Here is a 15,546-nt window from a genome sequence, read left to right as displayed (position 1 = left end):
TATAATCTACTTTCAACTCTCTGGAGATCTCAGTATCGTTTTTTCCCTGATAGCTTAAAAGTATGATTTTAGAYCTTTCAACAATGCTTGCTGCTTGATTTCTAGATCGGCTGAGCTTGATAAGATAGTCTAAATCTTTTTGAGTAAATGATAATTTGGGGCGACGGCTTATACGAGACATAAGGTCATTTATCTAACAATTAATATAATTATTTTATGGATTTATATAAGAATCCAAGTACTAGTAGTATCACATTGGAGAAGTTGAGTCCTGACGTTCACGATTTCCATCATTTTCAAGGCAAGTTTCATGAAAAGTTGAGTAGAATCTGCCTCATATATTTCGTCAAGAGTTCTACCTAAAACATCATCAGTAAGGTCAGATGCAATGATCCCGGAACCRAGGAGTCTTTCAACAGGAAGAGTTTCAAAATACTGAGAGTAYATGTAAAGACGACTGTCTACGAAACCAAGACAGTTGAGGATCATTGCTTTTACTACAATAGAATGAGCTAACTTGTGCTGCCCAAACTTGGGCAGCACTTCATCAATCACTTTTCCAATTTCAAGTTCATCATAAATGCCAGAAACGATTCCATGATGATCAAGAGAACGTGTTGTAACAAACATAATGAAATCCAAAGCAGAATACGACATTTTTGATATTTAGATATTAGCGAGAAAAAGGAATAAATTTATCAGACATCTGCGGAAAGTCGGTTATACAGATATATTAGCTGAATATATTGAGAGCGCGTTTCATAGGAAAACTAAGAAAGGGTAAGTGAGAAAAAAGTTTTGAGGATTATTTAAAACGGTTGTATTTCTTATGCGCCTGTTCAGCCGTTATTATATTAAAAACAAGAACCTCGCTTCGTTCAAAATCAATTTCGTATAAAATGCGAAAATCACCTACATGAAGCCGATAGACCGTTTTGTGACTTCCTTTTACTTCTTTTTTGTTTCCCTCTGGCAAGGGGTCTTTTAGTTCTCGAAGGGCCTCTCTGATTTGATCCCTATGATCTACAGGAACCTTTTCGAAGACCTTAGGGTGGATCAGAACTTTAAAGGTCATCGATGCTCACGAACTCATCACGATGTTCTCTTATGAGCCTATCGCCTTCGTCTATAAGTTTATTGCAGTTGTGTTCATGGATCAATTTTCGTATAACGGTATTGTAGTCATCACCCATTTTCCCAATGTTTTTTAATTCATCACGGGTGTCTTTAGATATCTGTATAGTTGTGGTTTCTGACATAATAGTCACTATAGCTATTATGGTATTTATGACCATGTCAGTTAAAAAACTGATAAAGTTACTCCTGTTTTTACTTTATCAGTTTCTTGAAAATTATTTTTGATGGGGAAATATGGGTTTTAGAGAGAAAACATATTCGGGTTGGCGGCCTTATTTACATCGGAAAGAAAGCAAATAACATTGAGATCAGCTTTTAGATGTTACCGGAGCTCAAGTTTTCATCAATGAAGAAGTAATTAATCAAAATATTTTGGCGCTAACTTCTGAAGAAGCCCAAAAATGAAATATTTTATATATTATTTTTCAAATATGTTTTGAAATCTGTAGTAAAACGAATCTGATTAGCCGTATCATTTTTAGTTTTTCCATCAATAACTGCTTTTGTCATAAGTATGAGATTATTTGCCCCATCTTTTGAGAACCCTGCCTGTATCAATGTACTTTCCCATTCTTCAGGTAACACTTGTTGTAAAGTTACATCTCTATTTAATACATCTCCGAATATTTTTGCAATATCTGAAGAACTGTAAGCATGAGGACCCATTATCTCATATATTCTTTCCTGTGGAGTTTTACAAACCATTACATCAGATAAGAATTTAGCAACATCTGGTGGAGCAATCATAGGCAACTCCATTTCAGGTGGAAAAAAAGTTGGCAGGATTCCATGTTCCTTAACCAGTTCTAAATATCCAAGCCAGTTACTAAAATAATAAGCAGGTCGAATGAAAATTTGTTCAATTTCAAGGTCAGAGAATGCGTGTTCCAGCATATAAGAGGCCATCAGGTTACCTGTTCCCGATTCGTGCTGTGCCCCCATAGAAGATAAACCAATAATTTTAGTAACTTCGGATGATAATATAGCTTCCCTATAATTGTTTATAATCATTTGGATTTCTTTTAAACAACTTTCACATGCAGGATTTTCAGGTGTTAAGAGAAAAACCGAACTTCCCCCATGAAAGGCTTTTTTTAAGGCTTCTACATCAAAATAATCTGCAATAATAACTTCAGCACCCTTATTTTTTAATTCTTGTGCTTTAGAAACATTTCGAATAACGGCTCTTACCGGTTGATCTTTCTTTAAAAGATTATCTACAAGCATTGAACCTATCTGTCCTGTTGCTCCTAATATTATATTCATGTTCATGTTACCGACTCAGTTCCAAAATCCAGTGATTCTTTCATTTTTTTAATTGAAATCTTGATTCGACTTACCTGTTTTTAACTGTACAAGATTTATATTATTGCTGTTGGCAAACCTTGCATAAGAGTTCATCTTATCCGTACATAAGGTTGATTCTGATTTAATTTTTCCGTCATATAAGCCGATACTTAATCATAATCTAGGCAATGACTATGTTTTACCTCCAACTGTCTTAAAACGATCTTAACTATGTTTGGCACTTCTTCTTTTTTAGAATGTGAATCAGTCACAGGAGACTTCAGCAAGGAATTAAGACACATAAACTTTAGAAACGAAGAGGTTATATCGGATAAATCCTAACTATGTTAAACTCTTTGATGTTACAAATTAAAATAATTGTGTTAAACAAATTCTGAATAATATTGAGCTTAAAATTAGAAGAGGTTTCAAAAATGACAGAAAAACTCGGAATTCTGGCCATTGGCCACGGGAGCAAACTGCCTTACAACAAAGAGGTAGTCAGCCAGATCGCAGATTACATCGCACAGAAGCACTCTGATGTTATTGTTAGAGCAGGGTTTATGGAAAACAGTGAGCCCACCCTTGAAGAAGCAATTGCAGGCTTTTCAGGTACAGGAGTAACAAAGATTTCAGCAGTACCTGTTTTCCTGGCTTCAGGTGTACATATCACAAAGGATATCCCCAAAATCCTGAGCCTGGATGAAAACGGTTGCGGAACCATTACTATTGATGGAAAAGAAATTCCCCTCTGCTACGCAAAACCTCTCGGAGCCGACTCACTGATAGCTGACCTCGTCTTTAAGAGGGTTCAGGAATCCCTGTAGATTTAAAGATCTGGGTCCGGTTTTGTTATGGACCTTTTTCGGAAGAAGCTCGCCGTGCTTGACCTGACACACGGCGGCATTCCAATCGCAAAAAAGCTTGCAGCTCTGGGAAACGATGTGTCCGGAGTAGATGTTTACGGGACCGTGGATCCGGCGTTGCTCGGGGAGCTTGAAGAAAACTGCGGTATTCGCTTTTCAAAAGCTCCTCTCCCTTTATCCGAATTCGATTTTCTGGTAGCGCCTGTGCACCTGGATCCGGCTTATCCCATGCTTGCAGAAGCCAGGTCGGAAGGAAAAACAGTTCTATCTCACCACGAAGCTGTAGGGAAAATTCTGCAAGATGACCCTGAGCTTTCGGGTATAAAGATAATTGAAATCACTGGCGTAAAAGCGAAGACAAGCACTGCGTCCCTGCTCGCTGATATGCTCTCCCGCAGGTTCGATATCGTGCTCCATACCTCGCGCGGGCTTGAAGCCTGGAAAGAGGGGACTCCTTCTCTTATTCACAGCGGCCTGAGCATTACTCCGGGAAGTATCCTGACAGCCATTGAAAAAAGTCTTGAGGCAGGGATCAGGCCTGACTTCTTCATATTTGAAATCTCTATCGGAGGTATGGGTACTGCAGACCTCGGGATCCTTACAACCCTTTCCCCTGATTACGGAATTGCAAACAACACTGCCTTTGCAAGTGATGCAAAACTCCAGCTTATCCTGAACGCAAAACCCGGAAGCACCCTTCTTCTTAATGCCGGGGCAGAAAAAGCCCTTGAGGCCGCAAAAGGAAGCCGGGCAAAGGTTCTCACCTTTAAGGACCCATTTTATACAGAGCTCAATGTAAAGCTGTCTGAGGTTCCTGATTTTGTTCTTGAAACTGAAGATGGGGCTTCAAAATTACCAGCTTCTGAAGAATTATCAATTCCTTCAGAGTTATCCGCTGTTTCAGAACCGTCAGCTTCTCCAGAACCGTCAGCCCCCCCGGAACCGTCAATTACTCCCGGAGTTTCAGGCTCTGTCCTGCGTTTTCTCCGTAGAGGAGAAGAAATTTTTTCAGCTTCCCTGCGCCCCGGGTATCACAATTCGGCATACAGGACCGCCTTTGTTGCAGCCTCAGCAGCCGCTCTCGAACTTGGGGTTGATCGAAAAATTGTAGTTTCCGTGCTTGAGGAATTCAGGGGGCTTTCAGGCAGGATGCAGGAAAAAGATCTTAACGGGGTTGCCCTTGTTGATAACTCTAACTCCGGAATGGACATCCTCTCTGCTGAAAAAGCTCTTGAATACGCTCTCCTTAAGAAAAAGGACGAAAAAAAAAGGGGCATAATTCTTGTCCTCGGAGAGGAAGCCTCTCAGGTCTGCGAGGGACTTCCCCCGGTCTCAGTACAGGGTTTTGTTGAGAGCTTCGGTACGAGATGCAGGCATATTATACTCGTTGGAGAAAGGATGAAAGCAGTAGCTGGTAAAAATGCCTCTTATGCAGAAAGCCTCCCGGAAGGGCTTTTGAAAGCTTTGGAACTTGCAGGAACAGAAGATATAATTCTCTCTTCCGTGAAATGTTTCCGCTAAACGCTAACTCTATTACTCTGGATGATCTTTCATGCAACTTGTTCTATGTATGTTGTTCCTTCGAAAATTCTCCGGCCGGGTCCGGAAGATTGGCAGGATTTCCGGTCAGGCTGCTGACTTTTCGCCGGATTTTTATGATACAATTTTATACAGGGTCTTCTAATCTGTATTCGTTTCCATTGCTTGTTTAACTATCAACTGATCCTGCTTCCGGATACCTTCTTCCCGTTCAGGTCGGGGTTAATTGTCCTGCGGGATGCCGGAATTTTCCGGGTAAAACCCATATTTAGCATTCGTATAATCAGAATAAGAGGATTTATCAGTAAGAGGATTTGTCATGACTGGAAAAGAGATTTCAATTATTCACCCCCGCCCGAGTTCAATAGTTGCGGCTCTTTATACCCTGAGAGACCTGAATGTCGATGTTGCAATTCTTCACGGGCCTCCTGGCTGCTCATTCAAGCATGCGAGGCTGCTTGAGGAGGACGGCATCCATGTAGTTACTACAGGGCTTGACGAGAATGGTTTTGTTTTCGGAGGGCATGACCGGCTTGTACAGCTAATCAACAAGTCCATCGAACTCTTCAACCCGAAAATTCTGGGTGTTGTCGGGACCTGCGCCAGCATGATTATAGGAGAGGAGATGCATGAAGCCGTGCTCGAGGCAAACCCGGATATCCCGGTTATTGAAGTCGAAGTGCATGCAGGCTATCACAACAACACTAAAGGCGTACTCTTTGCCCTTGAGTCTGCACTCGATGCCGGGATAATTGACCATAAAGAGTTCGAGCGCCAGGAATACCTCCTCATAAAAGCTACAGAGGTTGAAAAAAAATTCGGGGCTGCAAGCAGGGAATACCTTGCCCCTTCCCGTGGGGATCTCAAATATAAGGTTGCCAGGCGTGTCATTGAACTCCTTAAGGAAGGCAAGAAAGGTCTCATCATAATGAATGCCAAAAAAGAAACAGGCTATATGTTTGCAGATATTACCCTTGCAGTCAATGAGGTTGCAGCTGTTCTCGGTAAAAAGGAAAATCTGGTCAATATGGCAAATATCGATCCTGAACTCGGGCTTCCGCGGGTCAGGCAGCATGCAAAATACATCATGCGTGACTTCATAGCCCATGGGGTTGAGATCCATGAAATCATCGGCGGCATGGATGAGTACCCTATAGCAGGGGAAAAGGTCAGCGAACTGATTAAGACGAAATACAGTGATTACGATTTTGCAGTTATTACGGGTGTTCCGCATGCAGTCCCGATGGAGAACATAAGGGATATGGAACTGATCTCGATTACGAATGGTCCCAGGCAGGTCCTTCCCTTAAAAGAGATGGGGCACGAGCATGTTATGGTTGAGATCGACCTCCACCCAAAGACCCTTGGAGTCAGCGAAATAGTGGAATCCGAGTTTGGAGCCACTTTAAGGGAAGTTGCAAAGGAAACCTGAAAATAAAAGAGTCAGGATACAGGTCAGGATAAAGTAAGGCCGGTATAAAGTAAAGCCAGGATAAAGTAAAGCCAGGATATAGTCAGATAACGGGAGGAAGATCCTTTGAAAAAACAAAAGATCGTTGCAATTTACGGAAAAGGCGGCATAGGTAAGTCGAGCACAGCCTCAAATATTGCAGCTGCCTGTGCGGAAGCAGGGAAGAAAGTTATGATCATAGGCTGCGATCCCAAAAGTGATTCGTCCATAACCCTTCTTGGGGGCAGGAGAATCCCAACCATCCTCGACCTGCTCCGCGAAGGTGTGGATGTAAAGGAAAAAGATGTGGTCTTTGAAGGATATGCAGGCGTCAAATGTATAGAAGCCGGTGGCCCGGAGCCCGGCGTAGGTTGTGCAGGTCGCGGGATCATAGTTGCAATCCAGAAGCTGAAAAGCATTTCAGAAAATCTCCTTAAAGAACAGGACCTTATAATCTACGATGTGCCCGGAGATATCGTCTGCGGCGGATTTGTTGCCCCTGTCCGGAAGGGCTATGTAAATGAGGCATACGTCCTGACCTCAGGAGAATATATGCCACTGTATGCTGCAAACAACATCTGCAAAGGGTTTTCTAAGATCGGAATGCCTCTTAGCGGGGTTATCTGCAATTCAAGAAACGCAATCCGGGAAGAGGAAATCGTCAAAAAATTTGCTGAGGAGATCGGCAGTCAGCTTATGGCTTTCATCCCCAAGCGGGATGTAGTCCAGGTTTGCGAGCGAGACGGGTACTCCGTCATGGAAAAAGCTCCCGAATCCGACATTGCCGAAATCTACCGCCAGCTCGGAAAGGCAATCATTCAAAACGAAACGAAGGTTATGGCAGGCCACCTGAGCGATGAACGGTTAAGGGAAATGACAAAATAAACTGCAAAAACTTACCCGTACTGCGATAAATGAATAAATTAAACTCAGGGGTGTTGAAAGCATGACCCACAGCAAACAATCCGGAACAGGGGCAGGGAGCATTCCCAGAGTACTTATTTCTGCAGACCGTTCCTCTTCAGGCAAGACTACAATTTCCATGGGCCTTATGGCTGCCCTTGTTTCAAGAGGGTATAAAGTCCAGCCCTTCAAGGTCGCCCTTGACTACATCGATCCCAGCTACCACACTGAGATCACAGGCAGGTTCTGCAGGAACCTTGATGGGTACCTTATGGATGAGAACGGGATTCTTGATGTCTATACTCATGCCTGTGAAACCGGCGACGGGGCGGATATTGCAATTATTGAAGGTGTCCGCGGGCTTTACGAGGGCTTTGAAAGCTTGAGCGACCTTGGGAGCACTGCCCAAATTGCAAAAATCCTTAAATGCCCTGTGGTTTTCGTAATCAATGCCCGCAGCATTACTCGCTCCAGTGCTGCCCTTATAAGCGGATACAAGAATTTCGACCCTGATGTGGAGATTGCAGGCGTAATCCTCAACAATATAGGGGGCCACCGCCACGCAGAAAAGGCAAAAGAGGCAATAGAATACTACACTGGCGTGCCGGTTATAGGAATTATTCCAAGAGACCCCTCCATGCAGATTTCCATGCGGCACCTCGGGCTTATGCCGGCTCTTGAAGGAAGGCGGAGGCTTGGGAACGAAGGGTTTGATGAGAGGCTTCGGGGCATTGAAGAAATTATCACTAAAGGAATTGATGTGGACCGCTTCCTGGAAATCGCAAGGAGCGCAAACCCCCTGGAAAGTTTGGAAAACAGTGTTTTTTCCCCTTCTGTAAGTTCAGGGTCTTACAGACCAAAGATAGGTATTGCCCTTGACGAAGCTTTCAATTTTTACTACCATGACAATATTGACCTGCTGGAACTTGCAGGTGCGGAAATTGTTTACTTCAGCCCGGTAAAAGACCTCCGGCTTCCTGATGTTGACGGACTTTATATAGGAGGTGGTTACCCCGAACTTTTTGCAGCCGAACTCGAAGCCAACGAGTCCATGCGAACAGATATTAAAGAAGCTTCCGCTGCAGGTATGCCTGTATACGCCGAGTGCGGTGGGCTCATGTACCTTACTGAGAAAATCAGTACAGGAGTTCCGGGAAAAGGCACATACCACGATGCGTCTATGCCAGAGTCCACCTATTCAATGGTTGGGGCGCTTCCAGGCCACACGATTATGGGGCAGACAAGGGTTGTCAGTTACAATATCGGGACCCTTGATAGGGACTGCCTTATAGGAAAAGAAGGCAGCAGCTTCAAAGGACATGAGTTCCACCACTCCGAAATCCGGGAAATCCCTGATGATGCGGAATTTGCAATAACTCTTTCGCGGGGCACCGGAATAAAAGGGGATAGGGATGGGCTTATTGCTTGCAATACCCTTGGTTCTTACGCCCACCTGCACGGGGTCGCATACAGGGAACTTGCAGGTTCACTTGTCGAAGCTGCCCGTATGTTCAGGGATTCCAGAGGTTCAGGGATTTCAGGGACTCCGGGTGAAAATATACAAAACACACAGACTTAATCCGGGTTTTCAACCTAAATGCATGGTCTGAATACATGATCAGAATATATAATCAGAATATATACTCAGAATGCATAATCAGAATACATTATTCTAGGACATTATTCTAGGACATTATTCTAGGACATTATTCTAGGACATTATTCTAGGACATTATTCTAGGACATTATTCTAAGACATGATCTTAAGGTATGATCCACAGAATTGCATAATCCTCCTGCAGGTCATAGATCACTTATCTTTGCAGGTAGAAAAAACAATATTATATTAAGCCTTATATTAAGCCAGGTTATTATAAATGAGTTTTACAGGCAGGATTCTTACAATACTGTAATAACAATCCTGATTGACACAATCTGATTGACACAATCTGATTGATACAATCTGATTGATACAATCTGATTGGTACAATCCAGATTGATACAAGAAAGACTGTTAAAACCCATACTGTTAAAAGCCAGAATTATACAAAATAAACTCTTATAAAACTTATTTTTATTCTATTTTCTTTTCAGGTGAATCTATTGAAAACACAACTTAAAGGGGACCGGGTCCTTGCCGGAAAGGAAGCGGTAGCCGAACTTTACAAAACAGGTTATTTCGGGCGTCCCAGGGATGACGGGCTTGAACTATCCCTTGTTGAAGCTGCATACCTCCAGTTCAGAGGAAAACTCGATATCGAGCTTGAAGGAAGGCTGCTTGATTTCAGGGCCTTTTTCGAACAGGCTTCTTTGAGGCAGGAGAATTTCGAGCTGAAATATATAGTGTATAAAGACCTCAAAGAGCGGGGGTATTATGTCCAGCCTTCAGCTTCGGACTTCAGGGTATACCCGAGAGGCAGCCATCCCGGAAAAAGTGCAGCAAGAATTTTTGTCCATGTCCTGTCCGAAAGGCAGCTCCTTCCTGTGAAGCTTTTGGAGGACTCTGTCGCCTCGGCAGAAAATGTACACAAGCAGTTCATCCTGGCTGTGGTGGACGAAGAAAGCGACCTTACCTTTTACGAGGTAAAAACCGCTGCCCCTGAAGGGGAGATGCTTGAGCCTTCCCCTGTAGTTAAAACCGATGCAACTTTCCTCGAAGACAGGGTAATAGCCTGGGACCCTCAGGCTTCCGGGGCTCTTTATACCAGAGGTTTCTACGGGAAAATGCTCGACCCTGAAAGGTTGCAGCTGTCCCTTGTTGAGTCTCTCTACCTCTTTTCCAGAGGGGTCATAGTTGTCAGGGACAGAAAAGGAAAGGTCTTCTCATTCGAAGAGTTTGTTGAGAAAGCCTCGGAAATCGAAGGTTCTTTCCTGCGGAAATACAGTGCATATAAAGCCCTGAGGGACTCCGGGCATGTGGTCAAGACAGGTTTCAAGTTCGGGACTCATTTCAGGGTCTACAGGAAAGTCGAAACCATAGAAAAGATTCCTCATTCCGAGTACCTTGTGAACGTTATCCCTGCAGATTACGAGTTCAGGCTTCCGGTTATGTCCGGGGCTGTCCGGCTTGCAAACAGCGTGCGCAAACGAATGCTCTTTGCAGTCGAGAAAGGGGAAGGGGTCGAGTACCTGGATATCGGCAGGGTCAAAATGTGATCCTCTAATGCGATTTCATATTGTATTTTTTTCGAGCAGAGATTTGAGTAAATATTACTGATACAGGTAAATTATTGATCCAGGTAAATTACTGATCCAGGTGAATTACTGATCCGAGTAAATTATTGATCTGAATGGACACACTCGCCGTTCTCTTTAGGGTCGTAAAAACCGGGTTTTCATCCCGGAAAGAGGGTGAAACATAGATGTGGAACATTATTGCAGTGGACATTTCGGGCAGGCACAGGATCAAAGAAGGCTACTACATGGTCTGTGCGGCAGCAGCCCTTACTGTTTCTGCTGACCATATCGAAAAGGTGAAGCAGGTGAAGATCCTTCCATTCTGGCTTAAAAGAGCACCTGGCTTGCTTGATGTCGTGCAGCTGATTGAGGATACGGCTAACCAGCTTTCCTTTGAGGGGACAATTGTGGTAGAAAAAGGGGATATGTACAACCAGCCCCTGTGGGTGCCAGAAAGTATGTTTTCAAGGGCATTTAAGTACCAGGAGTCCATAGCTGAGAGAAGGGCTATCGAACTTGCTCACCATATTTCTTTGAGCGCTCGAAATCTACTCATCAAAGAACTTAACATTGAGGCGTGAAAATTCCGGCAGAACAAAAAATAGAAACCGAAAACAGGGTAATTCTTGTAAAAAGAACAAACCCGCGGGCTGATCCTGAACGCAGCGAATATCTCTTTGAGGAACTCAGGGAACTTACAAAGGCTGCAGGCTATGTTCCTGTTGGGGAGCTTACGCAGATAAGGTTTCCGGATTCCAAGTATCAACTGGGGAGAGGAAAGATAGAGGAGCTTGCCGAACTTGTGAGAATAAAGAGGGCTGAAAAGGTCATCTTTTATAACAAACTCTCTACAATTCAGCTTTTCAATATCTCGGAAATCTGCAGGTGCCAGGTTATAGACAAGTTCCAGCTTATCCTTGAGATCTTTGCAAAAAGAGCTACCACACGCAGATCCAAGTTGCAGGTTGAACTTGCGAGGCTAAGATACGAGGTCCCCAGGGCAAGAGCTATTGTTTCCATTCTGAAAAAAGAGGAAAAGGCAGGTTTCATGGGGCTTGGAGACTATGAGGACGCTTATGAACAGGGCCTGAAGAAAAGGATAACAAGAATTGAAAGTGAACTTGAGTCTGCAGAAAAAGACGATGAGTCTCTTCGGGAGTTTCGGCACAGGAAGGGCTTTTCTCTTGTCTCCCTTGCAGGTTATACCAATGCCGGAAAAAGCACTCTCTTTAATTCTATTGTTGACGAAAGCGTTGAAGCACAGAATATGCTTTTTACAACCCTTGTGCCGACTACCCGGGCACTTGACCTGGGAGGAAGAAAGGCTCTTTTGACAGATACCGTAGGGTTTATAGAAGAGCTTCCGCATTGGCTGGTTGACGCCTTCAAATCCACTCTCGATGAGATCTTTCTTTCAGACCTTATCTTGCTTGTAGTCGATGTAAGCGAAAAACCTGAGATAATCCTGCAAAAACTTTCCACAGCTCACGATACTCTCTGGGACCGCATTCAGGGTATTCCGGTAATCACGGTGCTTAACAAGACCGATTTGCTTAAGGCATCCGAACTTGAAGCTGTTATGGAAGAAATAGGTTATATGGCTCCAAATCCCGTGTTTGTTTCCGCAAAAGAAAAGGCTGGTATGCAGGAATTAAAAGCCGAAATAATCAAACACCTTCCTGCATGGTCTTTCTACTCTTTTTCCCTTCCAAACTCGGAAAAAGGGATGTCAATTCTCTCCTGGCTGTACGAAGAGGGTATTGTTCACAGGGTTGAGTATGGAGAACGAATTTCAGTGGACTATGAAGCCAGGACAGAGGTAATCAGCAGGATAAGATCTCTGGAACTGAATCGGGACGAATAAAGTTGAATAACGTTTATGCTGTTGAATCGAGACGAATAATGTTAAATAACACTTATGGTGCTTTTTCAGGCGGTATGGGGAAATAATAAGACTTTCCAATTCTATAAAAATCGTTGGTATATTGCCCTTATATTTACCAATATTTTTCTTTTCCGAAAATTTTTCTATCTAACCTGAATATTGTTCGTATAACTACGAAAGACATTTATACCCTAAAGTCGTTTGTTTATCTGCGAACGGGCGTCTACTGAAGACATCAGACCCTCCTAATATCCTAAACTACCCCTACACCAGATTTTTTATATGCATTTGCCCGTTCGTAATTTCCTCCTTTCACTTCTTTCTGCTTGTTTATCCTGATGCAGCTATTTTGATCCTCCTTTCTCAATCCGTACGTTAAATCTAAATTTATCCATGTTTATTTATCTATGTTTATTTATCCATGTTTATTTATCCATGTTTAAGTCTAAATTTACCCATGTTTAAACCTAAATTTGTTCGTACTCAAACGAAATGCTTTTATTTTTTCCTGCCCTAAATAAGAATGCGGACGGATTTTTTTTCTGGAGCCAATACCTCTAATCTTGAATGTGAAGCAAGCTATCCTGAGATCCCACATCTAAGCCGTTCGTTAATTATTTTTTCACATTATTTTTTCACCCATTTCTTATTTGATCTAAAACACTGTGTCACGTCCCTGCCTCCTTTCTTTTTCTCTTTTTCGTTTCCGTTTCAAAATTTATATAAATTCATCCCGCATTTTTATATTAGCATGAAATTCGATCTTCACGTACATTCCAGCCATTCAAGAGATAGCAATTCAAGCCATGAGAATATCCTTGAGATTGCCCTGAAAAAAGGACTTGACGGATTTGCTATCTGTGACCACGATACGGTTGAAGGCGGGCTTGCCTGTGCGAAAAAAGCCATGGACCTTGGTCTTGAAATCACAGTCATTCCAGGGATGGAAGTAAGTTCTTCAAAAGGGCATATCCTGGTTCTTGGGATCAGGGAAAATATTGAGCCTTTGTTAAGCCCGGAAGAAACGATCCTCCAGGCAAGAAAACTTGGAGGCACGATTATCATCCCCCACCCTTTCAAGAGCAGTTCCCACGGGATAGGAAGTTTTGAGGGCCTTGATATAGATGCAGTTGAAGTCTTCAATTCTCGCTGCCTTTTTAACGGAGCCAACAGGAAAGCTTTAACCGAGGCAAAAAGGCTTGGAATTCCAGGCGTTGCTGGAAGTGATTCTCATATTCCCGAAATGGTAGGTCAAGCATACACTGAAATTGACGCCTCTGAAAACACAGTCGAAGCAGTTCTCAGGGCAATAAGGGAAGGAAAAGTTGCCCCTGCAGGGAGAAGCACACCCGCTCCAATTATTCTTGAGCAGATGTCAGGAAGCGTAAAACGAAAACTGAAGAGGAAATTATTCGGAAAGTTTTAAAGGACTTTAAGTAAAGGACTTTAAGTAAAGGACTTTAAGTAAAGGACTTTAAGTAAATGACTTTTGACCAGGTCTGGAATAACGACTGAGTGAGCTAACTTAGTGATATGTAATGATATAGCCTTAACGATGTAGCCTTAACATGTAATTTAACAATTTAACTTAACGATCAGTTGAATGAGTTGACTTAATGAGTTAACCGAGCGATCTAACCTAACAATCAAACCTAACGATCAACAGAGTGAGCTAACTGAACGTATATCCCGGATCTTCTTTTTACTATTATCTCTCTGACTCTCGGTTCAAATAAGCAGGGTTAATAAGTTTGCCTTCGATAGATTGAGAATAACAGGAAAAGCGAAAGAGGAGTTGCAACCATCGGGTTAAAAAAAGAAGTCAGCACAGAAATTGAAATCTTCGCTTCTGCGGACCGCATCTGGCAGATACTTATGGATTTTGCAGCCTATCCCCAGTGGAACCCTTATATAAGGGAAATCAGCGGGGAGGCAAAGGTAGGGAGTAAAATTAAAGTCCATATGAAGCCGGAGTGGGAAAAAAAAGGCGTGACCCTTCACCCGAGAATAATTCGCCTGGAGCCAAGAAAAGAGCTCACCTGGAAAGGAAGTTTTTTTTTCCCCGGGCTGCTCGATGGGGAGCACAGTTTCATCCTCGAAGAAATTTCAGGTCATAAAGTACATTTTATTCAGAAAGAGATATTCAATGGAATTGCAATTCCTATTATCAGCGCCTCATGGTCTATAGACAAAGGTACAACACGCAGTTTTCAGGATCTGAACAATGCCCTTAAAAAAAGGGCAGAAAAGATCAAATGAGCCTCTAAAAACTCAATTTTTAATAAAGGGCTAATTTATAATAAATGGATCTATAAACTGATTTTTCCTTCTCTCCAGCTGTGCATTTATTTTTGAATTCATCTTTTTTGCCTGGATTTGCATCTGAATTTGTATCCGAATTTGCATTTGATTTTGCATCTGAGTTTACATTTGAGTTTATGTCTGGATTCGCGTTTTGCATTTGTTATCTGGAAGCCTGAATTATTTGGTCAGGTTTTCATACTCATACATTTATATAATGTTCTTTATATATTACTCGGGGATTAATATTCTATGACTTTTGATCCGACAAGCGGGTTTTTGTGCCCGGGAAAATCTGGCTAAAAATAGCCGCAGCATCAGGGGGGTTTAGTGTTGGAAGGCATTGTTGTTGGAAAGTGTATACACCTTTTGTCCCGAATAGAGGACAGAGCTCTTGAAAAGTTCTGGGAAGATACCTCTGCAGGAAAATATCCGATAATCGATCTTCAGGGTAATATGGGTTATTCTCTCTCGGATCAGGACGGTCTGCTGTTTGTTAGAAATGATTTTACGGCTTCGACTTATGAAGAGTACGAGTTTGTCTTCGGGAACCTTTTCCTGCCAGATACGGTTCAGGAACTCCTTTCCGAAGATAAGGTGTTGCTTTTGATGGTGTACAGGAAAATGACTCAGAACCTTTTATTATCCGAGCTTGATGCAGACACCAGATACATGCTTGATCTGCCTCATGGGCTATACTCCTTTTTTGCACTTGTTCTGGATGCAGGAGCCAAGGACCTTTTAGATTCTAAAATTTATGCTGTGGGTCTTCCCTGCAAAGAAAATTTGAATCGCCCGGAACTTGAAAGGTTTTATCTCGAGCATCCTGCTGACATTCAGGAATTTGTCGATCCCACTCCTATAGATGTTAAACGCGGGGGACCTTTCTATCTTAATTTGATTATGATAGATGCCGAAAAAATCCCTGACTGCCCATTACTCTTTTCCGAATTCTTGCAGGAAGATGAACCTTCACCTCCCCTTTAAAAGAATAATAATTA

General features: G+C 42.7%; 15 protein-coding genes and 3 pseudogenes. 11 read left to right on the top strand and 7 right to left on the bottom strand.

Features of this window, described 5'->3' with window-relative positions; genetic code table 11:
* From FXV91_RS16090 to FXV91_RS16065, 6 genes and pseudogenes are all read right to left on the bottom strand, one after another.
* A pseudogene (locus FXV91_RS16090) lies at positions 1-181 on the bottom strand (IS630 family transposase); the annotation flags it as partial.
* A gap of 59 nt (positions 182-240) precedes the next feature.
* Positions 241-630 (bottom strand): annotated as a pseudogene (locus FXV91_RS16085) (DUF4277 domain-containing protein); the annotation flags it as partial.
* A 175-nt stretch (positions 631-805) separates the two neighbouring features.
* Complete coding sequence (locus tag FXV91_RS16080; RefSeq protein ID WP_229391695.1) at positions 806-1,075, bottom strand: type II toxin-antitoxin system RelE/ParE family toxin; 270 nt, start codon at positions 1,073-1,075, stop codon at positions 806-808.
* On the bottom strand, positions 1,065-1,295 hold the full coding sequence (locus FXV91_RS16075) for a hypothetical protein (RefSeq protein WP_229391694.1): 231 nt from the start codon (positions 1,293-1,295) through the stop codon (positions 1,065-1,067). The genes FXV91_RS16080 and FXV91_RS16075 overlap by 11 nt, the downstream gene beginning before the upstream one ends.
* Positions 1,296-1,548: 253 nt before the next feature.
* Positions 1,549-2,409 carry an NmrA family NAD(P)-binding protein gene (locus tag FXV91_RS16070; protein ID WP_229391693.1) on the bottom strand — a complete coding sequence of 287 codons (861 nt, stop codon included), beginning with the start codon at positions 2,407-2,409 and terminating at the stop codon, positions 1,549-1,551.
* A 60-nt stretch (positions 2,410-2,469) separates the two neighbouring features.
* Positions 2,470-2,586 (bottom strand): annotated as a pseudogene (locus FXV91_RS16065) (IS1595 family transposase); the annotation flags it as partial.
* A gap of 272 nt (positions 2,587-2,858) precedes the next feature.
* Between FXV91_RS16065 and cfbA the strand changes: the two are divergent.
* From cfbA to FXV91_RS16015, 10 genes are all read left to right on the top strand, one after another.
* Complete coding sequence (cfbA, locus tag FXV91_RS16060; protein ID WP_229391692.1) at positions 2,859-3,251, top strand: sirohydrochlorin nickelochelatase; 393 nt, start codon at positions 2,859-2,861, stop codon at positions 3,249-3,251.
* Positions 3,252-3,278: 27 nt separating this feature from the next.
* Positions 3,279-4,811: a coenzyme F430 synthase gene (gene cfbE, locus FXV91_RS16055; protein WP_229391691.1), complete on the top strand. Its 1,533-nt coding sequence runs from the start codon at positions 3,279-3,281 to the stop codon at positions 4,809-4,811.
* A gap of 337 nt (positions 4,812-5,148) precedes the next feature.
* Positions 5,149-6,261 carry a Ni-sirohydrochlorin a,c-diamide reductive cyclase catalytic subunit gene (cfbD, locus tag FXV91_RS16050; RefSeq protein WP_229391690.1) on the top strand — a complete coding sequence of 371 codons (1,113 nt, stop codon included), beginning with the start codon at positions 5,149-5,151 and terminating at the stop codon, positions 6,259-6,261.
* 105 nt (positions 6,262-6,366) lie between these two features.
* Positions 6,367-7,164 carry a Ni-sirohydrochlorin a,c-diamide reductive cyclase ATP-dependent reductase subunit gene (gene cfbC, locus FXV91_RS16045; protein WP_229391689.1) on the top strand — a complete coding sequence of 266 codons (798 nt, stop codon included), beginning with the start codon at positions 6,367-6,369 and terminating at the stop codon, positions 7,162-7,164.
* A gap of 61 nt (positions 7,165-7,225) precedes the next feature.
* Entirely contained in the window at positions 7,226-8,761 is a 1,536-nt protein-coding gene (gene cfbB / locus FXV91_RS16040; RefSeq protein WP_229391688.1) for a Ni-sirohydrochlorin a,c-diamide synthase, read from the top strand.
* Between the two features lie 524 nt (positions 8,762-9,285).
* Positions 9,286-10,338 (top strand): tRNA-intron lyase, encoded by a 1,053-nt coding sequence (gene endA, locus FXV91_RS16035; protein ID WP_229391687.1) that lies wholly within the window; start codon positions 9,286-9,288, stop codon positions 10,336-10,338.
* A gap of 206 nt (positions 10,339-10,544) precedes the next feature.
* On the top strand, positions 10,545-10,940 hold the full coding sequence (locus tag FXV91_RS16030; RefSeq protein ID WP_229391686.1) for a DUF2209 domain-containing protein: 396 nt from the start codon (positions 10,545-10,547) through the stop codon (positions 10,938-10,940).
* Positions 10,937-12,223, top strand: coding sequence for a GTPase HflX (gene hflX / locus FXV91_RS16025; RefSeq protein ID WP_229391685.1), 1,287 nt, complete (start codon positions 10,937-10,939; stop codon positions 12,221-12,223). Before FXV91_RS16030 ends, hflX begins: the two co-directional genes overlap by 4 nt.
* 772 nt (positions 12,224-12,995) lie before the next feature.
* The gene (locus FXV91_RS16020; RefSeq protein WP_229391684.1) at positions 12,996-13,670 is read left to right on the top strand and encodes a PHP domain-containing protein; all 675 of its coding nucleotides are present in this window, start codon (positions 12,996-12,998) and stop codon (positions 13,668-13,670) included.
* 338 nt (positions 13,671-14,008) lie between these two features.
* Positions 14,009-14,503: an SRPBCC domain-containing protein gene (locus FXV91_RS16015; protein ID WP_322223518.1), complete on the top strand. Its 495-nt coding sequence runs from the start codon at positions 14,009-14,011 to the stop codon at positions 14,501-14,503.
* Positions 14,504-14,522: 19 nt separating this feature from the next.
* On the opposite strand, the gene FXV91_RS16010 is transcribed toward FXV91_RS16015, so the two are convergent.
* Complete coding sequence (locus tag FXV91_RS16010; protein ID WP_229391682.1) at positions 14,523-14,705, bottom strand: hypothetical protein; 183 nt, start codon at positions 14,703-14,705, stop codon at positions 14,523-14,525.
* 173 nt (positions 14,706-14,878) lie between these two features.
* On the opposite strand from FXV91_RS16010, the gene FXV91_RS16005 reads away from it, so the two are divergent.
* Positions 14,879-15,532: a hypothetical protein gene (locus FXV91_RS16005; protein WP_229391681.1), complete on the top strand. Its 654-nt coding sequence runs from the start codon at positions 14,879-14,881 to the stop codon at positions 15,530-15,532.
* Positions 15,533-15,546 lie beyond the last annotated feature (14 nt).

The organism is Methanosarcina sp. DH2 (assembly GCF_020804225.1).
Taxonomy (GTDB): domain Archaea; phylum Halobacteriota; class Methanosarcinia; order Methanosarcinales; family Methanosarcinaceae; genus Methanosarcina.
This window is presented reverse-complemented; position numbering and strand designations above follow the sequence as displayed.